This is a genomic window from Natrinema thermotolerans (genome assembly GCF_031165565.1).
Lineage (GTDB): Archaea > Halobacteriota > Halobacteria > Halobacteriales > Natrialbaceae > Natrinema > Natrinema thermotolerans.
The window spans coordinates 1-23,191 of the sequence record NZ_CP101874.1; the positions used below are offsets into that span (position 1 = coordinate 1).

Consider the following 23,191-nt stretch of genomic DNA (forward strand, 5'->3'; position numbering starts at 1 on the left):
CGTCGCGAGCGGCACGGAGAGTGGGAAACGCCCGCCCGCGATTTGTGGGGGTCGTCGCGCCAGTGCGAACGCGACAGATAACGTAACAACCGCGATCGGCTTCAGCCCAATGCCAATACACAGTGGCACGAGAGGGGACCGCTTGCAGGGCGGCCGAACGCAGCCAACGACTGAGTGATCGCTGCCGAAGGCAGTGGGCAGGTGGTGGGGATTCGTCGCGCGGAGAGAGCGCGCGACAATCGTCACGAGGAGAGCCACCATAATCAACGGCTGTGCCGACAGACGGGATTCTCTCGGCTATCCGATCGAAACGGCTTAGCCGATCCCGTGGGACGGTCCGGTCGCCGTCGTGCCGCCGGCCGCCCTGTTACCGCTCACCTGGTCGGGGCGACCGTAGCGGGCGGCGGCGACTTTCGTGCTGTCCGACTGTCGCCGGGACACAACTCCTTTGCCGACCGCTTCCGTACTGTTGATCGCCGGCTTCGGTCGGCTGCTAAATACCAGCTTCAACTGGGGCGGCTCTGCCGCCTGTGACTCCTACGCCCCCTCGAGTAGCAACGCTGACTGTCCCAGCAGACTCCGTTGAACTACCTCTACCGGCTAACTTAGCTGCCTAAGGTAACTCAGACAACTTAGCTGAACCACCTAAGCCACCTAAGGCAACTGAGCCACCCAAGCCAACTGGCCTCGGTGGAAATAAGTAGGGTGGGCAGAATGTTCGGATTGCCTGCCGACACAGCCGATCGGTCTCGAGACCGTCGCTGCGGCGGGCGGAGTCACACAATGGCAGCCAACCACACACCACGAGCTGTTTGTCTCCCAATGCTGAAAGGGGGATTCGGAAAGAGTACGTTCGCAAGCATTCTCGGCGGGATCCTCGGCGACTTCCGCGACCACGACGTGTTAGTCGTCGACCTCGATCCAGCCGGGCACCTCTCGACGGGACTCGGCTACTACACCCGCGAGAACGAATCGGCGACCGATCTCTCGGATGTCTTGCTCGGGGATGCGACACTCGACGCGATCGTGAAGAATCCGGGTCACGGGTTCGATTTCGTCCCGTCGCTGAACCTCGACGACGTGACCGACGAGCTGTCGAAAGACTCGGTGCTGGCCTCGGACTTGAAGGTTAAACAGGAACTCGTCGACAAGCATCTCGGCGAGCAGTACGACTACATGCTGTTCGACGTACCGGGGACTCGGAACAAGCTCACGAACAACGCAGTGGTCGCAGCGCCCAACGCGATCCTCCCGCTCATGCCGGCTCCCGAAGCCCTGAACGGTCTTCGCGAGACGGCGACGCGGTTGGTTGCACCGATTCGGGCACAACTCCCGGGCGAGTTCGAAATCCTCGCGACGGTCCCAAACGACCTCTCGGCGCGGATCGATCACCAGACCAAGGACCGGAAGCTACTCGAGGCGATGAACACGCAGGAGAGTTTCGCGAGTTACCTGCTGGCCGGTCGTGACGGCGTCGATGCCCAGCGGGGAACACTCTCGGACGACTACGACCTCGAGACGGTGCTGGACAACCACATCCCGCCGTTTGCTCGGATCCGGCCGGACGAATGGGACGCGATCGATGCGGGTGAGATCGACCCGCCGAAGCCGCCGATTCGACACACTGGCGCGGTCGGTGACGCCTACGAGAACCGCCAGCCGTTGACGGCCTACGACCCGGAGAACCCACAGCTCGAGTACTTTGGCCAGATCGCGGATATCATCGAACGCGGAGGGATCGACCAATGACGGACTTCGATCTCGGCGAGCCCGCCCCCGACGCTGACGAGGAACCGGACGACGACCAGGACTCGAGCGAAGACAAGACGCCGCCAGAGACGGACCGTACCGAAAGCGACCACTTCGAAAACGTCGGCCCCGACCCGTCCGAAGTTGATCGATCCGACAGCGAGGACGACGAGGACGCCACTCCCGACCGAGACCCGACCGAGACGGGGCCGGCGTTCCCCTACGATGAGGTGAAACAGAGTCCGCTGTACGCTCGCGAGGAGACGTGGACCGAGTTCGAGGACAAACTCGACATGGAGCTCACACCGAATCTCCGGGAGGAAGGGATCCGGGACGACGAACTTCGGGAGATCCACGACATCGTCCTCGAGGTCGCGATCGAGCATCTCGATGAGTTCCCAGAGCGGCTGAAAGAGAAGCGTCGAGAGGCGTAACGCCACTATCTATCAGAAATAGATAACACTTCCAGAAACCGGACTTCTACCGCAGACATACGCACGCGCGTTTCGAGTGGCAGCACACCCCCGGGGGGTTCAACCCGGGATCAAGACTATGGACCTTCCGTCCGTGTAGACTGTGTCGTTTGCGTAAATCGCTGAGCAAACGACAACATATCAAAATTGAAACTATGTACGAACTCAGCGAACTCGCTCGGACGTATCCCGCTCTCGCGGTGGTTGCTGCACTCGGAGCGATCCTGGCCTATGCCAAGGCGAAGGACGCTGTCTATGGCCAACCGCGCGATAACGGCGACTTCGACAAATATCGGGCGACCCGAATCAAAGAAATGTACAGGTACGCATCCTACACGATCGCTTTCGGTATGCTGGTGTGGTTATTCCACGGCTCACAACTCATCTCGTAGATCACCCAGCACGGCTAAGATCGTGTTTACTGATTCTTTTGCTCGCGTTCCTTTCGACAGTCGAGACACTGTTAGCCGACCGATTCGACACCGACGAGGTCTCGAAAACTAACGCTCGAGAGTTTGCGCTGAAACACGCCTTCGAGAACCCCGATGCGGTCGCCGACCTCATGTGCGAGGAAGCCTACGGCGCGACGGACTGATAGCGCCAGTTGTTTGCTCTCTGTGTCTTTTGGCGTGGATCACCTTACGACATTAGGCGGATGCCTACTACTACACCAATGGCTGCAGCGATCACACCCATCATCATTAGTACGCCTACGACAGTTGGGCTCATTGTATCATCTTCAGACACGATATATCCCGTATTGAAACACCGGGGTGGGGTAGGGGGTACCAAGAAGACGGTTGTAAGCGCATCTCTGGCCCGTTTCTAATTTCTTTTATAATATGGTGGCCGACTAGTCGTCTGCTCTTCTACCAGTCGATCGCCACCATTCCACCTTTGCCGCCACCTCGCCGGCGCTCGAGCCACTGTCGGAGCGCCCGAACGCCCAGTTGTGCTACGACACTGCCGAATCCGATCGCGAACCCGTATAGCAGTGCTTTCATCGCAACTGTCGAATCCGACGAACCCGGCTTAAGAGTGACGGGGCCCCCGATTTCGGGCCGATTTCGTCCCTATCCCGAACCTTCGATTCGGTCGGGAGAGACACAGCGACGCCAGCGAACGCAGATTCGATGGGTTACTAAGTACTGGTTAGTACTACCGTCAGAAAGCTCGGCAGTCTGGAAGTCACTCTTTCACGCGTTCCCACACGTCACGAATCCGGTCGTCGCGGTCGCCGTTGTAGAGGCCGGTATCCCAGAAACAGTCGGCGAGATCGTCCTCGTGATACCGCCACTCGCGGGTATGCGCTATGTCCGTCAGGACGTACTCCCAGTGGCCGTCCGAGTCGTCGGTGAGACACTGCGTGACTTCGACCAGCTTCGGGACCGGCTCGGCGTCGTGTCGCCGCCAGAGGATCTTATCCTCGAAGGCCCGGTCCTTGATCGACAGCGGATCGATCTGGTCCCCGAGTCGGTGGATGAACGACCCGTTCCGCTCTCGGATGGATCGCTCGGCGGCGTCGAGCGTCTGTTGCATCCGGTCGGTCCACTCACCGTCGTAGCACATCCGACACCGTCCGTCGAAGAGCAGATACGTCTCCTGACCACAGTCCTCGCAGTCGTCGTACGATTCGTTGCCGAAGCTCAGCCCGAAGACACTCGCCTTCCGCTCAATCCGAGTCAGATTCAACGCACGGATCAGCTCGTTCTGGTCGGGATTGGGACCGAGATCGAGGACGCGGTCGGCCGGGATCGAAAGGTCGTCTACCGGCCGGCCGAAGTGTCGCCAGCCGTGTTCCCGGAACCACTCACCACCGACGAACAGCACCGCGTCCTCGTCGACGCGGTAGCCACACGACCAACACCGAAGATCGTAGTCGTACGTGTCGCTCGAGGCGACCGAGCCGCTGCCCTCGACGTAGCGCACGCGGTCTGACCCACAGCCGCGGTCGGCGTGGAACTTCGCCCAGCCGTTGGCGACCGTCCGGCGTGGCGGCTCGTAGACGGTACTCGAGCGCCAGTCTTCGGTGCGATCGTCGTAGCGGTTCAACTCGCGGAACGGATCGATCTGCGTTTGGTCAGGATCGGTCACTGTCTCTCACCTCGAATCTCGGCGGCCCACTCGGCGGCCCGATCGACTGCGGGGACGACGTCGTCGACGTCGTGGATATCGGGGCGGAAGGTGATCGCCGCCTTGTCGAAGGGCCGCGTCGGGCCGCCGGAGAAGTACTCCTCGAACGACCGCTCGCCGGCCGGGACGCCGTCGGTCGGGACGAGCAACCCGCTCGCGTAGCCGCCATCATGCTCGAGAGCCACGTCGATGGTCGCTCGGCCTCTGTGGTGAGAGACGTAGGCCCCGGTTCGGCACAGCCCGTGGAGGAGCCACGGCGCGGGCACGTCGTAGACGAGTTTCCGCGTCATCCCGCCGCGATCGTGGACGGTCGTCTCGTCGCGAAGTTGCAGGTCACCCATCGGGATCACGCTCCGCGGCCAGCATGTCGTTCGTCCAGGGCTCGTCCTCGGGCAGGTCGTGGTCCTCGATGCCGTGTTCGGCCAGCGCCTCGAGGACCTCACCCCAGTCGTCCGCCCCGCTGATTACGGGCTCGTCACACAGCCGGCAGTAGGCCGTCTCGGTCTCGGCGACCGTCTCGAGGGTGTCCGTCAGTTCGCTTTCGGCCGGCGTCGGAACGGATTCGTCGTCACCCATCGTTCTCACCGTCCTTGAGATCGCAGTACCAGCGTCGCAGCCGTGTGGCCCGGCACTTCCGGATCGCCTGCTCGCATAGTTTACCGTCGTCGACGAACCCGAGGTCAGCCAGCACGGTTTCGGTCGTCCGATAGGTGCTGTTCCCGAGACGGCGGTGGGCCTCGAGGACAGTCTCGGCATCGGCGGCGATCGTCAGGATTTCTGTAAGTGATCGCGGGATCGGACGGGTTCGCTCGCATGGATCGCACTCGAGCCATGGCGGGTCACGGGCGACAGCCGCCCGACTGAGCAGGTCCCGAATCGCTTCGCTCCGATTCGCGTACTCGTCGGCGATCTCGCCGAGCGTCTCGAGCTGATCTCGTTCGAAGCGGGTCGTCACTCGGTTGTCGTCCGCGAGTGGCTGTTTGCTCGAGGACATCGTCAGGCAACACCTCCGGTCTGATCAGTAGCCGCCAAACAAGCAGGGCAGAATTTCTCGTGATACCGAGTTACCTGTAGTCTCTCACAGGAATTGAAGATGGCTCCGTATCCAGAACAGGATGGGGTGATCGCCTTGCGCGACCACAATCGGTTTGTGGCCGTGTGCGTTCGCTGCGAATCGGTATACGCAGCGAAACAACTCCTAGACGGCACAATCCGTCCCATTGGAACAGCGGCCTGTTCCTGTGGATCGGATGATTTCCGCGCGCTAAGGTGAATCGGGCCGATTACAACTAATTCGGCTGCCCCTCTTCCAAGCGAACGCAGTTTTTGGCCACGATTGTTTTCTTGTCTGTAATCCGTGCTAGCGGATCGTCTATCGTTATGAAGATCTTTACACCCAATACACTGGGGCCGCAGACTGATGTCCCTATGCTGGTTAGAAGTCAGTTGCCGTATGTTGGCTCGCTGCCCTAACTGTGATGATGGGCTGGGAGAGCAGGTCGCAAAGTATGCCTCCGAGGGAGAAGCCCTTGTGAATTTCGTCTGTACGAATTGCGACCACGAGTGGTCGACCCCGCTCTGATCTGGCCCAACTTTGCTCTTCTTTTGGATCCCACAGTTCGTGTCTACCTCAGACATCACGACCACCCATCCCCATCGACTCTAGGACACGCTCGCGCTCGAGCGTCCGTTCCCACTCGGCTTTCGAGTGGACGGTGACGATATACTCCCGATCGTCGTTTCCGATCTTCAACTCGATTTGTAGATCGGCCGCCTTCTCGGCCATGTGTTCTGCGGGGTATTCGAAGGTCTCACGCGGGCCGCCGACGTGATCTCGAATAAGGACGTGTGGCTCTGGCTCGCCGTTATCAAGGACATCCCGCGCATGGCCGAGATTATTCCGGGCGATCGACTGTGACGTGCTGATATGGAATGCGAGCGGTTCGTCCTCGCCGTCTTGGTTGACGGTCTCGTAGGCGACGCCCCAGTAGCGATCGTGTGTTCGGTCACGCGACTGGAGCCATGTCGTGACGACGAACCGATGATCGCCATGGACGACTTCGGCCTCGCCGCGATCGGCAACGCCATCGGCGTCCGGGTCGCCGTCCCACTCGAGGACTTTGAAGGTCCACTCGCTCGGCGTCTCGTTGATCCGGCTGAAGTCGGACCAGTGGGGCGCTCGCGGGTCCAGTGCGTCGGGTTTTGTCACTCCCATCTACCTTGCACCTCTGCGATCGGGCTTCGATTCCTGGCTCGTCGTCTCGCTCCCGAAGACAGCGTCGACGCTCGCGTGGCGATCCGGACACCAGCGGGTGAGACACCGGCCACCGATCTTCTCGAGTCCGCACGTCTCGCAGATCTCACCGGTCATCGCTATCACCCGTGCGAACGTCCAGATGCGCCCGCGAGACCGAGTAGGACTCGACGTGCTCTCGCGTGGCCGTCTCTGCCACGTCGGTCCGACTGACCGGCGTCGGCGCGTAGTCGTGGTACTCGTGGTGCTTTCGCACCTCGCCGTCGCGCTCGTCGTAGAACCACAACCAGTCGGTCTCGGGGTCCCGGCACCGCAGGACCTGATCCTTGCCGACGTCTGCCAGCGGGTCGTAGTCGTGGAGCTGTACGCCGCCGATCGGTCGTGCCGCCTGTTGGTCGGTACTCATTGCATCGGCCTCCTGATTCTGGCCGGCTAGCGTGTGCCAGTCGCTGGAATCCTACACCAATACTACTCATATGGTTGCTATAAGTACAGTTTCGACAGATGGGCCATAGATGTCCTCTCACCTACTGCAATCGCTCCAAACCCATTTGTGACCGGCCGTGACAGTTCTGTATGGCCGATTGGCGGTCGGCCGAAAACGGGTGTAGGCCCCACCCGTCTCGCGTACCTGTTCGTTCCTTCCCGATGGAACTATTCCTCTCGAATACCGACTGGCTCCTCTGTCTTCCTACGACTATCATGAGCCCCGCTACAGGGCTGTGGATGAAGTGCTTGGAGCCCGTGAGCCTGAGTCGATAGAGTAGAGAACAGCCTTGATCAGCAACTATAGAAGACCACGTCAGCGGCTTCTTTCTCCCCCTTGACCTGAGCGTTGCAGCCAATATACAATATCCCACCGCTTTCGACATCTCCTTTAATTTGGGCGCCTTGGCCGAGAGTGACGTTCCCACCGCTTTCGACATCGCCTTTAATCTGGGCGCCTTGGCCGAGAGTGACATTCCCGCCGCTTTCGACATCCTCCTTGATCTGGGCGTTCTGACCGAGAGTGACGGTCCCGCCGCTTTCGACATCGCCCTTGACTTGGCCGTTATTTCCAACAGTGACATCTTTCCCCGTCTCAATGCTTCCCTTCTCTTTTCCGTTGTCAGGAACCGTATAAGCGTCCTTGCAGGTGATGCTAACCTGCGAGTCAGTCGTTCGTGTGGCCACCACTGCTGGGTTGCTGCTTACGGTCAATTCGACAGTCACCTCGTACTGCCCGTTGAGTGTCGTCCCACCGTCATTGTCGCAGATCATATCGACATTATAGTCCTCCTGAGAGCCGGCGGCGATATCCGCAGTGAGACCGGGGTTGTCATCAACGTCTCCGGTCGCGTCCGTCACTTCCATTACCGTCGCAGAGATGTCATCTTTATAGAACGCGTTCGCGTTATCGTCTAAACCGTAGATGGTTGCTGAACCCGAGGAGTTCAGTTGCGCGCTCGACGACCGATCGACGATACCCAACAGCGCGTTCGGGTCACTGGCAGTCTGAATCTCCGTGCTGCGCGATGCATTGAGGTTGCTGAAAGCATCCGTCGACGTGAGACCTGTACCGATCAGTCCCGCACCCAAGAGCATTAACACGCGCCTGCGGCTCAACCCATCAGAACTGGATCCCCTGTTTCGTGAGCGGCGGCGCATTTAGTAATTGATACGTATCTAGAGATGAAAAGTCTTCCTCCTTGTATACAAGATTGTTGATGAAGCACCCCATCCTAGTTTAGTTGAATATTATAGACAACGTCAACGAGTTGGCGGTCGACGTGGAATCAGAAGTACGGGCCGCCTACGAGCATCAACATTCAATTCCGAGTATGATGGTCCCATTCAAAGACCCGCGGGTCGATGCCTCTCACGATGAACTCGCTTTGTCTTCTACTGTCCTTCGGCGTTGCAGAATGGTCCCCACAAGAGGTCACTGGCGCCCTTTGGTCGAACTGGGGTATGCAGTCGGTGCCGTTTGACGACCAACTACACCGCTCAGTCGGACTGACGTTCCGGTCGTAGTTCGGGGCGATCTCGTTGATCGACTCGCGAGACATTTGTCCATCCCAGTTCCGTGCCGCGGATGATGTCGATACAACTTTTCAGCATGACAAAGTCGTGAAACTGCTTGTATCCTACTACGAACAGAGGTGTGTATATGAGATACCAGTAACTCTCTCCTTCAATGCTGATCGCGAGGGCGTTCAGGAGCGCGATGAGACTGGTATAGATTGTAGCCAACAGGAGAACTGTCACAAACCCTCCGGTTATTGCCATGTAACCGATACTACCCAGAATGATGATCCCTGCGAGGGGTGAGATGATCATCGTCAACAGGGCGAATGGTAGATGGATCCGGTTCAGATATCGATTGCTTGGCTGAACCTCGTTGAACAGGTGCTTTCTAAGGGTCATAAGATTTCCTCGATACCAGCGGAGTCGCTGCTTGTAGAGGTCTCGCCACGTGTCTGGGGCCTCAGTGTAGACGACTGCCTTGCTGAACCGGACTTTGTATCCCTGCCTGAGTACTTTCAGCGTCGTATCGAAGTCCTCGGTCAGCGTGTGAGGGTCGTACGCGTTGACTTCGTCAAGGACGTCCCGACGGTAAGCGCCGAGACACCCGGGAACGACGGAGACAGCGGAGAACTGGTCGAACGTTCGCCGAAAAACATTGATCCCAAATACGTACTCGAGAACCTGACAGTTGGCTACGAACGAGTCGCGGTTGAAGATCCGGACGTTGCTGGCGACCGCACCGACCATCGGATCCGCTACAAACGGGGCGACGATCTCGCGGAGCGCGTCGGTCTCGACAATGCTGTCGGCGTCGACGGTGACGACAATCTCGGACTCAGCGAACAGGAGACCGTAGTTGAGCGCCGAGTACTTACCCCCGTTTTCCTTCGAGACAACAGTGACGGTATCGGATTCATAGCGACAGGCCTCCTCGTACGTTCCATCGGTGCTACCATCGTCGATGACGATGATCTCCTTTTTTCCGTCTGGATACGCGGCTCCGAGGAGAGCAGCGACTGTCCGGCCGACGTACCCCTCCTCGTTGTATGCCGGGACGAGTACCGTGATCGAGGGGTATTCCGAGATATCCTCAAATTCGTCTCGGGTCGTCACCGCCTGATAGAGGGCAGCAAACGGAATCAACCAGTAACAGAAAATGACGGTGAGCGCGCCTAGATGGACGAGCGCGATGGCCGAGAGGGGAACCCACTCAAGCGCTACGACGCTGATTGTACAGAGGGTGAGAACAAGACCGAGAAGCGACGGTGAGACCCACTGCCGGTACGCGGGACGACGTTCAACAACATAGTACGACCAGCCAAGATATACTCCAAGGACGACCGCATAGGTCGCGATCGCAAACAGTCGCTCCCTCGGTAGAATCCATCCAAGAAGGATGTATGGAACAAGAGTAGCGAGACAGGCGACAACCGGAGTCCGGCCGCGAGCCGTGAGTGAGTCACGCATCTGTTTTCCCCCATTGATCGACGTTTCGAGGCCCGGGTTCGACGGTCTGAATCTGCGGCTGTGACATCCTATCGTCAGCCGATTCCAGTACTCGCCATCCGTCGCCAGTCCGCTTGATTTCGCCGTGCTCGTACTTGTGGGCGAACTCGCCGACTGTCATGAACGTGACGCCGTCTCTGGACTGCATGTGATTGATAAGTCCGCGGAGACGATCCTGCCTAGATTCGGTGGTAAATGTCGGGTAATGCAGGGTCTGGATGTACACCTCTCCATCTCGATACGCGTCGTCGAACGCCGCCTCGAGGCGGGACTGAGCGTAAAACTCGTTGGTCGTCCAGTTCCGAACGAACGACCGGGATGCGGGCAGATGACGGATTCCATTTCGTTCGAACGGGCCAGTCTCATTGTAGTAGGCTTCCGTGAACCATGTGCCGCCGGAGAGGGCAGCGTACTCCTCATCAGCGAGCGCAGCCGCGGTCGCATTGTCGTAATTGTCAAACGGCGGAATAAACGTCGTCGGCGTCTGCTGGAGGCACGCTTGGAGGGCAGTTGTTCCCTCCCGGATCAGGGTTGCTTGTCTCTCGGCCGGGAGTCCGCCAAACTCGCTGCCGCCGTGGAAGTCGGTTCGTTCCTCGTGGCTGTATCCGTGAAGTGCGTACTCGAACGTGTCCGGATGCGAGTTCGCCTGCTCTCGAAGCGAGCGACAGAACTCGTCAGGGAGTTCTTCATTGTCGATTGCCGGAACAATACCCAGTGTCACTGGCACATTTTCCTCAATGAACACGCGATCAACGGCACGTCTCGTCTCCGACCGATAGTTCGGCTGCACGTCGTCGTTTCGGAAGATTACGATCGATTGGTAGTCCATCCATGTCCCGGTCCCGCTCACTGATCGCTCCGGCTGTGTCTCGGTGGGAGAGGCTATAGGCTCGCTTCTGGTTTCAGTTCCCCTGTCTCGGAGCGATGGGGTGATCGGGGCGAGCATCGTCGCTAAAACGAGCAACGCAATCAGGGACATCACTACCACCACCTGAAGAGGACGGCCAGGAGCCGGTGAGGTCGCTGTCAGCCGCGAGCGGATATCTTTGCGGACGACAGTCGGCTCGCGCCGCTGAGACGCATCGCCATTCGATGAGTCCCGATCTATCTTGAAGATATGCTTACAGTCCTCGCATGCGCCCGTCGATTCATCGGAGATAGTCGTCACCTCGTTGATCGGGACATCGCAGTCCGGACAATGCATTCCATCTTCGGTTTGGAACTCAGCCGCTGGTTTGATCGCACCGCAGGATTCGTGTTCGACTATCTGAATCGCTACTACTGCTGAAGAGCCACACTGCGGACAGACTGATCCGGACCCCGCTCCCCCCTGTGTCATCGGCTAGTCCAAGGAGAACGACTATATTTGTAATCATTTGACTACTTGAGTCTGATCGGCGCATGTGACAACAATATTGATAGTAATACCGTCCTACTGAACGCATCAGCGGATCAGTCGGCTCCTCGAGGGGTCGGACATGTTTGAGTGCACTCCGGTGTGCTTGCCGACGGCAGCGCGAGGACTGGGGTTGGGAGACCGTCAAACCGCTGGCCCCGGCGCTGGGGTGGATCCAGACCTACGTCGACGCCGGCGACCGCGTGATCGTCCCGTGTGCCGGCACCGCGCCGGCGGCGATCGCCACCGAACGCGAGTACGGGGACGCCGCCGACGTGCTGGCGATCGACGTAGAACATGAGGCGCGGGCCGCCTACGAACGCCGGCGAACTGACCAACTCGAGTATCAGGCCGGGCTCGAGGCGTTCGCTGGAGAAGGCTCGGTTTGAATTCTGAGGGCCGAAGTCCTATTCTTGGTTTTCACGCCCTAACAATTGGTCTATATCGACTTCCACTGTTTCCCACCCTTTCTGGAGTACCCAGATAAGGAAGGAAAATATGATCGCGATATACGACATGAGGATGGTCGTTAGTCCCACAGATAGGATTCGTGTAGTCGAAAACGGTGACGACACCGTGCCGATCGATTGTAGTGAGCCAAACCAGACGATCATTCCAGAAATGGTAGCAGCGAAGATTCCGATTGCCAATACCTGAACATGCGGCTGTCCTATGAACTCACGGACAGTCGGCTCGCTATTATCCCCCCTCAACTCTCACATCGGGTGGGATCGGCCAGTCTGATTCCTCCCGATCGAGCCAGTAGATCGTACCATTGTTCACCGACTCTTGGCCGATAACCCCGAGTTCTTCCATCTCTCGGAGGCGGTCTCTAATAGTCTCTCTATCGAAATTCCCGTCAAGTTCGGCCTTTATACGTCGAATCGTGTAGTAAGGGCGCTCCTCATGAACAAGTACTTCAGCAACATGGTGCTGCTGGAGAGTACGGTTGTTGTCGATTTCAAGAGGATCTTGCACCCATTCTGGAAGCTCTGAATCTATCATTCTGTATTCGCTGAACCCGCCTCGGCGATTGCCGAATGGCGTTCTTCGTTTTGCGAATACCTGTTTTCATGATCGAATAAAGTAACTATCGGCACTTGACACAGTTGATGCTTCCAACGCATCGGAAACAGAGTTCGGAGGAATCAATCCATGAGTGAATTTGCAGCGATGGTCCTCGGAGGCCTTGTAAGTATACTCTGCCTCCTCTCTTGGTCGATAGTCACGGACGCTGTCCCTGGCCATGTTGGAGTTCGCGGAACATTGTTTGGTTTCATCATCGCACTGATAGCCGGACTTACAGTGTACATTACCTTCACACAGCAGAGGTAGTAGGAGATCAAAGCCCCTCTATTTTATACGGGCGTTCTAAACCCTGTCAGACGTTGTTTTTCGACGTATTCGTTTCTAGCGGAACATATGGCCTGATTCCAACGAAGTAGGGTAGATATCGGTTGGCTCCCGGTCGGTTTCGAGATGCAGACGGGAAAATAGCCGCTCGCTGTTCTATCAAATACCGTAACTTACCATATCAATATAGAAAAAAGCCGGTTTAGACTAACACCGGACAGCGCCGCCGCTCACGATTCAGCAAACCGAAGGAAGGCGTTGCGTTAGTCTGGCGGTGGCTTCGACCCGAGACCGAACATTCCCTCCGCCACAGCGAGGAACCGACTCGCCGTCACCAACGGCGTGTAGTCGGGATCGTCCTCGACGGACAGCTTCACGAGGAGATCGACGAGCCGCCAGCAGTTGCACAGCGTACACGCAAACATGAACCCGAAGAACCGTAGCACCGGGTCTTTACTGCCCGAACGGGGCAGGAAGTGGCCGACCTTCTTGTAGCCGTTCTCGATACCCCACCGGTCGCCGTAGTTACGAATCATTCGGGCAGCAGCGTGTATCTGCTCTTCCTCCGGGATTGTCTCTCGGTTCCGACCGCCACGTTTGTTCGCCAACGGATGATTCGTCTCAAAGACGACGTATTGTTCAGCGCCGTCGATGTCGTCTTCGCTGAGCCCTTTCTCCCCTTCCTCTTCTCGGATGTCGTCAACCAGCGAGTCGAACGGCGACTGGTCGGGGAGTTCGTCCCCACCAGCCTCTTGGAAGTCGGAGAGGAGTCCCTGCCGGAGCTCGGACGGGCCGTCGTTGTCACCTTCGTCCTCTCCGTCGGCGAGCACGTGCGGAACGTAGACTGTCTTCCGAGTCGGCATGCCGGGCCGGTCTTCCTCTTCGATGATGCGCACTGTCTCGCGGTTCTCCCACATCTTGCGCATCCGCCGTTTATCGTCCGAGTCGCGGCTCTTCTTGTTGAGGTAGTACGTGGAGTGTTTCTCGGTAGAGTTCTTCGCCGCTTCCGAGTCGAACCCAGCGTCCATCATCACTATCTCCGGGTCGTGGAGTAGCTCGTTCGCAGTCGCCATCAGTTTGTCCACGGTCTCGCCCTTCGTCATCCCGCGCTTCACCGGGATCGCGTCGAGAATCAGCGGGACATCGAGGCCGACGACTTGGACGGTCGCCCATTGAAAGTAGTGTTGTGGGCGTGTGTCGTTGTCGTTCTTGTACCCGAGTACCCAGTCTTCAGCGTTGCTCCCGTCGGCGTTCCGCACGACCTCGCCTGTCCACGGATGGCCTTTAGTTTGGTCGATCGCCACCTTCATTTTCCCGACGAGTTCGCCTTTACGGCGGGCTTCTGCGATGAGATCTCGCGTGACCTCCTGATGCAACTCGCGTATCTCTTCGATGGTGAACTTCTTGAGCTCGCGTCGGTGTGTGCTGGGGTAGTGGATTTGGTCGTGTCCGGACTTCGCCAACATATTCCCGAGCCCAGACTCGGGGAAAACGTCGTCGCCAGCCGTAGCAAGAGCTGCGTGACCGTCGAAAAACCTCGCTTCCGGTATCTGCCAGTTGTGGTGGCGCTTCAGGTACCAGTGTTTCAGTACCATTGGACGGGCGTGCTCCCACACGTCCGCAGTCTTTTCGATCGTTAACTCCCGAACGGTAGGGTGGTCTTCGGTCGGCTCCTCGACCTCGACCTCTTCTTCTGGGAGGAATACGTCCTCTGGTGCCGGGAAGCCGTTCTCGCGGCAGTACTCGACGAGGCGCTCGGCGATGACTTTGACCGCGCCACGGTGTCGATCTGTGAACGTCTCTTCCCACGTGTCCCGCAGCTGTGTGTAACTCGGTGGGTCGCCACGGGCACCGGGTTTTGGCTCTTCTTCGAAGAACCCGAGCGTCTGTGGCATGTCGCGCTCCGCTCGGATTCGCTTCGCAGTCTGCTTGATCGTCCACCCGTTGACTTCACGGAGGATGTGTGCCGACATCCAACACTCGATAGGTGTGTAGTTGTGGTGCCACTCGGCGCGGTCGTCGGGGATCTCGCCTGAGTATCCGAGCATCGCGGCGACAAGCGTGATGTCTGGTTCGGATACGAACGGAAGGCGTCCCTGTAGAGAAACGTCGATAGGGCCGCCAATGTAGACTGTTTCGGAGAAATCGATCCTAATTCGGTTTGACCCGAAGTCTTCTGTTCCCGAACCCGACACGTATTGAAGAAATAATATTCAAACAGTACTTAAAAGGATACCGACTGGTAAGTGGCTATCAATATCATCGATGAACGCTGTTGTTGAACCCTCAGTAAATGAAAGACATTGACTTGTCACGGTCACTACAGGTGACCTACATAACACAGAGACTAACAGAAGGTATTGAATTTTGATAGCAGTAGTTGGTAATACGGTTTCTTTATTCAGAGTAGTGCGTGAAACTCGCGTTCAGTATAGGTGATGTATGTAGCGAATCCTCTCTCACCGTTCTTGTAAACCTTCCATGAACAAGTAATAAATCCAATAGACTGCGATTCCAGCAACTACGATTCCAACGATACCAAATAATAGATATCCACCGGTGAGGGCTTCCCTTACCCAAGCAAGCCCCACAATCCCGGCTATTGCGAGTAATGCACCAAGTATTGAGCGATGGATTGAAGCAATGAACTTCCCACCATCGGATTTGTTTTGACTCATATATAATTGTTCCAACTCTATCAGTAATAAGTTTCCTGCTGTTCAGTTCGCACGTGTAATGACCGAACTGCCCTGATTCAGTTTCAGGGCCGATTCTGAATAAAGAAATCGCGCTACTATCTACTGATAGAGTAATCCGATCATCAATAGCCGGCTATACTGACATCTATTGAATCGGGTACGGTTTTCTCATCAGTAATCCGAATAAGAAGCGAATGTGTAATGAGATCATCATGGTCGGGGATAAGTGGTTGATCTATAGAAACAGCAACCTGAAGTCCGTCTTCAGTGCGTTCAATCGCATCTAATTCGAGATCGTCTTCAGATCGCATTCCGTTTTGAACAACAAGAATATAGGATTCGTCGAAATCAGTCTCGTCACTAAAAGCAGATACTTGTTCAACATCGTCAAATTCGCTGGCTGCAGTTTCTTCGTCTGCGATAAGTGTATAAGACTCTTCCCTCAGGGCAAAGACATCACGTGGGTCGAAGACATTTCGTTCGAGATATAACGTCTCTACGGTCATACCATCGGGTATTGACGGAGATTGAAATCTGTTCCATGCGAGATACCCTCCTGTCCCAAGACCACCGACAGCAAGGAACTTCCGTCGATTCATAGTCAAATATTTGAGATGAGTCCTCATATGTCTTCGGGAAGCTCAAACCCCGATTTGATCAATCCGCAGCTCTCATCGAACGGCTGTTTCAGAGAAGAATATATCTGAAGAAAAAGGTTTCAGGAAAGCCGTTAAAGAGAATATCGAGAGGCGCGTGCTGAACGCCTGCGCTGGGAAGACGCACCTCTCACACGATAGCGAAGTCGTCAAAACGATATCAACCCCGAACGAGAGTCTACCGTTCATTATGACGTGACGGCGATTGACGAGGGGTTCGAGTCAGACCGTTCGATAGCATCGTCTTTGACCCGCCGTTCGACCAGACACAAGCCGACGACCATACGACGAGATACACGACCGTCAACGCGGCCCTGATCGACAAAAACTCGCAGAACTCGTCCGACCGGGCGGCGCATTTATCGAGTGTGGATGGAACTATCACGATCCCGCTCTCGCATTTATGCGTGAGGCGCGAAAAGTATCACCGCTACCGGCGTAGCTAAGCTATCAGCCAATTTTCTCACCGTTGACCGTCTGGGCTCGCGGCAGTCGAAAATCGGCGTGTGAACGAAGACACCAACCACGACTGAAGGTTCTGCCTGTTTTCTGACACAGCAGTTCGCCGGCTAACGCCTCGCACCGCCAGATGATAAACCGTGATAATTCAACCGATAATCAGCTACTTCGTTGGAATCAGTATGGCGGTTTTGTATATCGAAATTTGATTTATGGAATGTAATTCTACACCGTAGACCACTCGAACAGACCGAAAATAACCAAATTAGGTGCTATTTGATTCACTTGTCTAAATTCACGTTTAACCAAGGGACTTTACGAGGGTCGACACTGTACCCCACATACGAATGTCTGGATCGACGGAACGCCGGGCTTCCTCCGGGGGGACGACCGTCCACGAAGCCATCGAGAGCTACCTGCGCTATAAGATCAACGCCGACGGTTCGAAGACGACCATGCGCTCACCACTGCGTGAGTTCGCTGACCACTGTCGAGACGAGCGTGACCTCGAGTTCGTCGACGAGCTCACACCCCACGATGTCCGCAGTTACAGCGAGCACCTCTACGACCGCGTCGTAATCGACGAGAGCCTGGCGGCTTCAACCGCTCACAACTACTTCGCCTACGTCCGAGCTTTTCTCTCCTGGTCGGTGCGAGAACAACACCTCGAGTCGAACCCGGCGAATACGAACACTGCGATGGATCCGCTTCCAGAGGACGACGGGAAGCGCAAGCGCCAGTATTGGTCTCAAGAAGACCGCGAGACGTTGCTCGAGTATGCCACCAAGCGCGTGGACATGGCTCTGGAAGAAACCATCCAGACCGATGTAGAGACGGCCTTCCGTGACCGGGCGATCGTCGTCATGCTCGATGGCACTGGGGCGCGTGGTGCTGAGTTGTTCGCCGATCCAAAAGACGACAAGCGCAACGGCCTCCAGTGGAAGGACGTTGATTTCGACGAGCGGCTGATCGAGGTCTACGGCAAGTCCCGTGAGTACGAACAGGCCCCGTTTCCTGCGAGTGTCCACGACGTCCTCAAGCGATGGTACCGTGTGCAAGAGCCGACGACCGAAGCGTGGCCCGTCTTTCCGACCGGTCACTACGGCTCGAAAAAGCGCACACTCGAGGATACACTCGGCGAGAAGGAAGTCTCTCGGGCGCTCGAGGATGGGGGTGACGCCGGGAAGACCGAGGTGCTTGACCGTCTACACCGCGAGCATGAGGTTCCGCCGCCGTCGATCTCGAAAGAGGGCGTTCGCCGGCTGTTGAAACGGCTCACCGACGAAGCCGGGATCGATCCGGACGGCGAGTATGACCATCTGACGCTGCACGGCGCTCGCCGGGCACTCGGTCGCGACCTCTATACCAGCGGGATGTCCGAAAAGGCTCAGGAAGCGTTACGACACAACTCTATCGAGACTACCCATGAGGCCTACGCCGACGTCAAGATGAAGGACGTCTCCGATTCGATTGACGACGTTCGTGGCTGAGAATGAACTTGAGCTATCCCTTACATGCAGTGTTGAACGCAAGCCGTCGCCGGTGATCAACCGCTAGATGCTCTCCTTGCAGTGGCGCCCGCCGAAGAGCTTCGGAGTGTACTTTCTGCGGTCGTGGACGAAGATATAAGGCTTCGCAAGCGCCTCTATGAGGGATTTAACGAAAACCGAGGACGATATCACGCTGGTGCAACACAGGGGAGTGCTGGCCGATGGGAAGGCCGATATCGATCTCATCGTACCACACAACCGGACGCTTTGCGCAGCCGTTTTACTCGATTTTACCGGGTGACAGCACTAGCTGAATTGGTAGCAGGGATGCAATTAGTCGTCAGAGGGGGCTTCCATCTCGTCGGCGTTCGTAACTTCGATTCCCCCGGAGAGTTCGGTATTGGGATACGGCATATCAATTCCTTCGGCGTCGAAGCGCTCTTTGACGGCCTCGAGGAATCGGGCACGGACGGCCCCATAGCTGTGCTTCTTGGGGTCGATCCAGACCCGACCTTGGAGAACAACCGCTGAATCGCCTAACTCCGTCACAGGAGCGGTTGGCTTGGGGTCGTCAAACACGCCTTCAATACGAGATCCTTCATCGATAATGGCCTCACGGGCTTGTTCAATGTCATCCTCGTAGCCAATTCCGAATCCGACTGAGACACGACGTTTGTCGTTCGCTTCGTTATTTACTACTGCTGCGCTCGCGAGGTCACTGTTCGGGACGGTGACGAGCTGGTTATCAAAGGTGTCCAGTTTTGTCACTCGAAGTTGAATTTCGCGCACCACTCCTGAGTTACCGTCCCACTCGATCCAGTCACCTGTGGAAAACGGTTCGTCCTGAATGATGAACACGCCAGCGACGAAGTTGGCGATCAGATCCTGGGCAGCAAAGCCGACCGCCAGTGCGAGTGCACCAGCGAGGGTCGCGAACGCTGCGAGGACGACGCCGAAACCGGCGACTGTCGCGGCTAACGCAACTGCAACGACAGCAACCACTACAACGGTTGTACTTACGGCGAGATCAATAAGGGTTCGATCAAAGCCACGGTGTTCAAGCCCCCGTTCGACTGCCCGGGACATGAAGGACTTCCCAATCCAATAGATGAGTGCGAAGGAAACGACGAATAGGACAACAGTTGTAAACGCACTTATGAGATCTGGGATGTACTGTTGTAGATCAATGGGAGCCGCTTGGAGTGATATCATATCAACTTCATTCGGTACATGACTAGTTATAAGATGGGGTATATGCGACGACTTACGCGGATATGTTTAATTATTCTTCTTTAATATAATATGTAGTTGTAACGAATGTGTTACGCAAGAACGTTCGATGCTTTCGACTGCACCCACAACAAGCGACGCTCTTCTACAGCGTCACGGAACTCTACCAAGAGTGTTTGCCTACAGAAGAGCGGTTGTCCTTGAGTTCGGACTATAAATCGAGATACTGGTCTTCCCATTCACATCGCGCTTCGAATTCACGCAGTCCATGCCATGTAACTGTGTGCATGTTCGTCCGTTTGTCCAGTTGTATGAGTTTACCCCGAAGTCTCGACAGCCGGTACAGCGTGAGTCCGTGAGATCATCTCATTGTTGTTGACGACTTGGCGAAGTTCTTCGTAGGGATTGCGTCCCTGCTGGCGCCATGTCGCCAGCAGGGACAAGATCGTCTCGTGAACGAACATACCTCGATCGTTACGGAGTGTCCCGATGATTTTCCGGAGAACGACTGGTTCACGAAGTGCGTTCTCAGCTGCGTTGTTCGTCGGGGAGACCGCTGGCTCACCGACGAAGGTGAGCCAGTGGTCGATCCCTCCTTCGATTTTCCCGAGTAGTGTTGCCACTGGTTCGTCGGTTACTGACCGCTCCACGAGTGATCTAAGCCCGTTCTGGCATGAGCGATGCATCTGTGCTCTCTCACGAAGACTCGGGTCGGTCTCCAGCCACGACTGGAGACCGACGAACATCTGCTTGAGATACCGGTAAACGGGTTCTGCCTCCTCGTGGTCACTAGCAACGTCTTCGGCTTCCCGGAGAAGATGTGCCCAGCATCGCTGAAGGTTACTGCTGAACGCTGGATACGCCGTCCACCCATCGCAGACGACCGTTCCCGCGAAGTCCTCGCCGAGGACTTCCGCGGGAACATCACTTCCACGACTCTCCCTTACGGCGTATAGCGTGTGCTCGCTCGTCCGAAACGTCCAAATCCACGCCTGCTCACCCTCGAGTTTGATACCGGTTTCGTCAACGTGAACGATCTCTGCTTGCTGAATCTGTCTTCGAATCTGTTCGTATTCGCAGCGACCGGCGCGCGCAGCGCGCTCGGTCGCGTGCCACGCGGACGCGCCCGAGAGTTCTAATCCATGCAGTTGCTCGAACCGGTCAGCGATTTTCCGGTAGGGGAGGCGGTGATCGTACCGAGAAAGTGCTGCTTGAGAGATGACGTTCACCCCGAACTGCCCCTCATCGGGGCAGTCGGGGTGTGTAGCAACGGTTTCTGTTCCACAAGAGCTGCACTGGTAGTAGTGACGGTTGTACCGGGTGATTTCTGGTGGCTGTGGATCGGGAACCTCCTCGACGAGTCGGGGGCTGACGCCCATCGACTCGTCGAAGTGTTCGCCACACTCGGGACAACAGTCACAGGTGACATCGATCTCTTTGTCGGGATCTGCTGTTGCACGCCACTCAGGGTCGTGACCGTCCTTCCGTCCGGGAGTACCGCCATCGGTTCGGACATTCTCGTCTTCGTCGTCCTGCGAGGTCGGGGACTCGTCAGTCCCCGACCGTCGCTTACTGGGCGGTGTATGCGGATTTTCGTATTTGCGAAGGCGTGTTTCGAGTTCTTCTCGCTCGTCCTTCTGATCGATTTTCTTGTCCTTTCGCTTGTTCTTCCGTTCGAGTTCTTCGACTCGTTGCTCAAGTTGGAGAAGCCGAGAAAGGAGCTCTTCTTTGGTGAAATCGTCTGCGTTCACAGATTCCACCAACCAGTAGTGACAGCAGAAGTAACGGGATGGGCTCCGCTGCGGAGCCCATCCCTGAGAATCGTATCCGATGTCTGCTGCCTGTTCATATCGCGTCCGTTGAACGCTTCCTACGAGAGAGTACCGAAATTAGCCCGGGCTAAACACATACGGAAATCTAAACGAAAAGCAGCTCGAGTTCCCCGTCCCACCGGGGCTGGGGTGTATTGATTCCACGCGAGTCCCCAAGGGACGAGCGCGGGCGGTATGAAATTCGCCATCGGCCGTTCCGCTGGCTTCGTGCCAGAGACTACGGCGAAGCCACGGGCCACCGCGCCCGTGGTACTTCACACGATGTCCGCGTTGTCCAAATCTTGGATGAATAGGCCCGTATGAAGTCAATACCCGCTACGTGGCTCTCGCACAAGTCGGCGGAGATCATCCTCCTCAAGAGGACTGATGACTACCTTGTTATTTGGCCATCGGATTTTTGTATCGCTAATGATTCCCATTACAATGGGAGGCTGCTGCAGAAAGACACCACCCAATCAACTCACTAACGGTTAGGCAGCCTACGCCTCCCCAACCCCACCAACAGTTGTGTCATGATACCCAGGCCACCGACTGCACTAATGTGCGGTGGTCCTTTATTCGAAGACAGATGTGTACCGCTTCAGGGTTACATACGGACCTCACGACTCCTCGTTCGGTTCCACTTCTTGATGTCTGTCTGAAGTGAAAGTTGACTAATGCCCATAGAGACGATTTCTAGACGATCTTGAGACAGATAGTTAGTTGAATGAGAGCGTGTCATACAATGGTTCTCAACAGACATTATTCACGACATATATGTTGAACAAAGCCAATGACTGGCGAAACTACAGGCTCATACGCGAATTGAGAGCTGTATAATCGTCAGGTAGAGGGTGTGAGTCGTATTCTATGACACGCTGTGAATGAGTCTGAGTACGGGTCAAAATCATTATTGGAGTTCCATACGAGTAGTCAGAATGTCCATTTATGGTGCGGCCAACGCAGCAGCGCGAACGTGATCAGACGTCGGTAACGGAAGCCGACGAATATGAACATGAACATGAAAATGAGAGTGAAGAGCAGACGTGTCCTGAATGCGATTCAGGCGCTCTCGTTGCTAGCAACGATAGTAACGAGATCATTTGTGAGGAGTGCGGCCTCGTTATCGAAGAGCAAAATATCGACCACGGTCCAGAATGGCGCGCGTTCAATCATGCCGAACGGCAGAACAAAAGCCGGGTTGGTGCACCCACAACCCAGACGATGCACGACAAAGGGTTGACCACCCAGATCGACTGGAAAAACAAGGACGCACACGGAAGATCGATCTCCTCAAAGAAGCGGAATCAGTTGAATCGACTGCGCAAATGGCAAGAACGGATTCGAACCAAGGATGCAGGTGAACGAAACCTCCAGTTTGCCCTTTCAGAAATCGATCGCATGGCGTCGGCACTCGGTGTCCCCCGTTCTGTTCGAGAGGTCGCATCAGTGATCTACCGACAAGCGCTCAGCAATGACTTGATTCGTGGACGGTCTATCGAGGGCGTCGCAACGAGCTGCCTCTACGCTGGCTGTCGTCAAGAGGGGATCCCGCGGAGTCTTGACGAAGTGACTGAGGTCTCTCGCGTCGGGAAGAAAGAAATCGGGCGCACATATCGTTATATCGCTAAGGAACTCTCCCTCGAGATGAAACCAGCCGACCCCAAAGAGTACGTCCCACGATTTTGTTCTGACCTCAAGGTGGGTGAAGAAGTGAAGATGAAGGCGATCGAAATTATCGATGAGTCTGCTGAACAGGGTCTGCTTTCAGGAAAGTCGCCAACGGGATTTGCCGCAGCAGCCATTTATGCGGCATCACTTCTCTGTAACGAGAAAAAGACCCAAAAGGAAGTTGCTGAGGTTGCGCAGGTGACTGAGGTGACGATCCGGAATCGGTATCAAGAGCAGATCGAAGCGATGGGTATCTACTGAGAGGACGATGCACTGCTGCTACGGAACGACTAGCCGCCGAACC

Annotated in this window: 25 protein-coding genes; 8 read left to right on the forward strand and 17 right to left on the reverse strand. The window is 56.4% G+C overall.

Annotated elements, in window-relative coordinates; translation table 11 throughout:
* Positions 1–822: 822 nt before the first annotated feature.
* The 4 genes from NP511_RS22065 (at position 823) to NP511_RS22080 (ending at position 2,817) form a co-directional block, all read left to right on the forward strand.
* A complete protein-coding gene (locus NP511_RS22065; RefSeq protein WP_049967207.1) occupies positions 823–1,749 on the forward strand; it encodes a ParA family protein in 927 nt (308 codons plus the stop codon).
* Positions 1,746–2,183 carry a DUF7970 domain-containing protein gene (locus NP511_RS22070; protein ID WP_049967208.1) on the forward strand — a complete coding sequence of 146 codons (438 nt, stop codon included), beginning with the start codon at positions 1,746–1,748 and terminating at the stop codon, positions 2,181–2,183. The genes NP511_RS22065 and NP511_RS22070 overlap by 4 nt, the downstream gene beginning before the upstream one ends.
* Before the next feature lie 194 nt (positions 2,184–2,377).
* Positions 2,378–2,614 carry a hypothetical protein gene (locus NP511_RS22075; protein WP_049967209.1) on the forward strand — a complete coding sequence of 79 codons (237 nt, stop codon included), beginning with the start codon at positions 2,378–2,380 and terminating at the stop codon, positions 2,612–2,614.
* 38 nt (positions 2,615–2,652) lie between these two features.
* Entirely contained in the window at positions 2,653–2,817 is a 165-nt protein-coding gene (locus tag NP511_RS22080) for a DUF7970 domain-containing protein (RefSeq protein WP_211249148.1), read from the forward strand.
* A 274-nt stretch (positions 2,818–3,091) separates the two neighbouring features.
* Here NP511_RS22080 and NP511_RS22085 read toward each other — a convergent pair whose 3' ends face one another.
* The 11 genes from NP511_RS22085 to NP511_RS22135 form a co-directional block, all read right to left on the reverse strand.
* On the reverse strand, positions 3,092–3,226 hold the full coding sequence (locus tag NP511_RS22085) for a hypothetical protein (RefSeq protein ID WP_257720324.1): 135 nt from the start codon (positions 3,224–3,226) through the stop codon (positions 3,092–3,094).
* 184 nt (positions 3,227–3,410) lie between these two features.
* On the reverse strand, positions 3,411–4,316 hold the full coding sequence (locus NP511_RS22090) for a hypothetical protein (RefSeq protein WP_049967210.1): 906 nt from the start codon (positions 4,314–4,316) through the stop codon (positions 3,411–3,413).
* Entirely contained in the window at positions 4,313–4,696 is a 384-nt protein-coding gene (locus NP511_RS22095) for a hypothetical protein (RefSeq protein ID WP_049967211.1), read from the reverse strand. Before NP511_RS22095 ends, NP511_RS22090 begins: the two co-directional genes overlap by 4 nt.
* Positions 4,689–4,931 (reverse strand): glyoxalase/bleomycin resistance/dioxygenase family protein, encoded by a 243-nt coding sequence (locus NP511_RS22100; RefSeq protein ID WP_049967212.1) that lies wholly within the window; start codon positions 4,929–4,931, stop codon positions 4,689–4,691. Before NP511_RS22100 ends, NP511_RS22095 begins: the two co-directional genes overlap by 8 nt.
* Positions 4,924–5,349 carry a hypothetical protein gene (locus NP511_RS22105; protein ID WP_049967213.1) on the reverse strand — a complete coding sequence of 142 codons (426 nt, stop codon included), beginning with the start codon at positions 5,347–5,349 and terminating at the stop codon, positions 4,924–4,926. Before NP511_RS22105 ends, NP511_RS22100 begins: the two co-directional genes overlap by 8 nt.
* Positions 5,350–5,985: 636 nt before the next feature.
* The gene (locus NP511_RS22110) at positions 5,986–6,570 is read right to left on the reverse strand and encodes a hypothetical protein (protein WP_049967214.1); all 585 of its coding nucleotides are present in this window, start codon (positions 6,568–6,570) and stop codon (positions 5,986–5,988) included.
* The gene (locus NP511_RS22115) at positions 6,571–6,726 is read right to left on the reverse strand and encodes a hypothetical protein (protein ID WP_158413773.1); all 156 of its coding nucleotides are present in this window, start codon (positions 6,724–6,726) and stop codon (positions 6,571–6,573) included. It lies immediately after the preceding gene.
* Complete coding sequence (locus NP511_RS22120) at positions 6,716–7,015, reverse strand: hypothetical protein (RefSeq protein WP_049967215.1); 300 nt, start codon at positions 7,013–7,015, stop codon at positions 6,716–6,718. The genes NP511_RS22115 and NP511_RS22120 overlap by 11 nt, the downstream gene beginning before the upstream one ends.
* A 374-nt stretch (positions 7,016–7,389) precedes the next feature.
* On the reverse strand, positions 7,390–8,193 hold the full coding sequence (locus NP511_RS22125; RefSeq protein ID WP_049967216.1) for a bactofilin family protein: 804 nt from the start codon (positions 8,191–8,193) through the stop codon (positions 7,390–7,392).
* Positions 8,194–8,595: 402 nt separating this feature from the next.
* Positions 8,596–10,083 carry a glycosyltransferase family 2 protein gene (locus NP511_RS22130; protein ID WP_049967217.1) on the reverse strand — a complete coding sequence of 496 codons (1,488 nt, stop codon included), beginning with the start codon at positions 10,081–10,083 and terminating at the stop codon, positions 8,596–8,598.
* Positions 10,076–11,461, reverse strand: coding sequence for a DUF2334 domain-containing protein (locus tag NP511_RS22135; protein WP_084158409.1), 1,386 nt, complete (start codon positions 11,459–11,461; stop codon positions 10,076–10,078). The genes NP511_RS22130 and NP511_RS22135 overlap by 8 nt, the downstream gene beginning before the upstream one ends.
* Positions 11,462–11,604: 143 nt before the next feature.
* On the opposite strand from NP511_RS22135, the gene NP511_RS22140 reads away from it, so the two are divergent.
* Positions 11,605–11,907, forward strand: a complete 303-nt coding sequence (locus NP511_RS22140) for a hypothetical protein (protein WP_049967219.1) — start codon at positions 11,605–11,607, stop codon at positions 11,905–11,907.
* A gap of 310 nt (positions 11,908–12,217) precedes the next feature.
* On the opposite strand, the gene NP511_RS22145 is transcribed toward NP511_RS22140, so the two are convergent.
* On the reverse strand, positions 12,218–12,523 hold the full coding sequence (locus NP511_RS22145) for a hypothetical protein (protein WP_136396787.1): 306 nt from the start codon (positions 12,521–12,523) through the stop codon (positions 12,218–12,220).
* A 150-nt stretch (positions 12,524–12,673) separates the two neighbouring features.
* Between NP511_RS22145 and NP511_RS22150 the strand changes: the two genes are divergently transcribed.
* Positions 12,674–12,853, forward strand: coding sequence for a hypothetical protein (locus NP511_RS22150; protein WP_136396788.1), 180 nt, complete (start codon positions 12,674–12,676; stop codon positions 12,851–12,853).
* A gap of 281 nt (positions 12,854–13,134) precedes the next feature.
* Here the strand turns inward: NP511_RS22150 and NP511_RS22155 are convergent, their stop codons facing one another.
* The 3 genes from NP511_RS22155 to NP511_RS22165 all read right to left on the reverse strand — a co-directional run bounded on the left by NP511_RS22155 (position 13,135) and on the right by NP511_RS22165 (position 16,076).
* On the reverse strand, positions 13,135–15,066 hold the full coding sequence (locus NP511_RS22155; RefSeq protein ID WP_136396789.1) for a transposase: 1,932 nt from the start codon (positions 15,064–15,066) through the stop codon (positions 13,135–13,137).
* Positions 15,067–15,330: 264 nt separating this feature from the next.
* Positions 15,331–15,549, reverse strand: a complete 219-nt coding sequence (locus NP511_RS22160) for a hypothetical protein (protein WP_136396790.1) — start codon at positions 15,547–15,549, stop codon at positions 15,331–15,333.
* Between the two features lie 143 nt (positions 15,550–15,692).
* Positions 15,693–16,076 (reverse strand): hypothetical protein, encoded by a 384-nt coding sequence (locus NP511_RS22165; RefSeq protein WP_084158410.1) that lies wholly within the window; start codon positions 16,074–16,076, stop codon positions 15,693–15,695.
* A 956-nt stretch (positions 16,077–17,032) separates the two neighbouring features.
* Between NP511_RS22165 and NP511_RS22170 the strand changes: the two genes are divergently transcribed.
* Entirely contained in the window at positions 17,033–18,175 is a 1,143-nt protein-coding gene (locus NP511_RS22170; RefSeq protein WP_049967222.1) for a tyrosine-type recombinase/integrase, read from the forward strand.
* A gap of 333 nt (positions 18,176–18,508) precedes the next feature.
* On the opposite strand, the gene NP511_RS22175 is transcribed toward NP511_RS22170, so the two are convergent.
* On the reverse strand, positions 18,509–19,387 hold the full coding sequence (locus tag NP511_RS22175) for a mechanosensitive ion channel family protein (protein WP_049967223.1): 879 nt from the start codon (positions 19,385–19,387) through the stop codon (positions 18,509–18,511).
* A 335-nt stretch (positions 19,388–19,722) separates the two neighbouring features.
* The gene (gene tnpC, locus NP511_RS22185; RefSeq protein WP_049967224.1) at positions 19,723–21,156 is read right to left on the reverse strand and encodes an IS66 family transposase; all 1,434 of its coding nucleotides are present in this window, start codon (positions 21,154–21,156) and stop codon (positions 19,723–19,725) included.
* A gap of 1,008 nt (positions 21,157–22,164) precedes the next feature.
* Here tnpC and NP511_RS22190 point away from each other — a divergent pair.
* A complete protein-coding gene (locus NP511_RS22190) occupies positions 22,165–23,148 on the forward strand; it encodes a transcription initiation factor IIB (RefSeq protein WP_136396791.1) in 984 nt (327 codons plus the stop codon).
* The last annotated feature ends 43 nt before the right edge of the window (positions 23,149–23,191 follow it).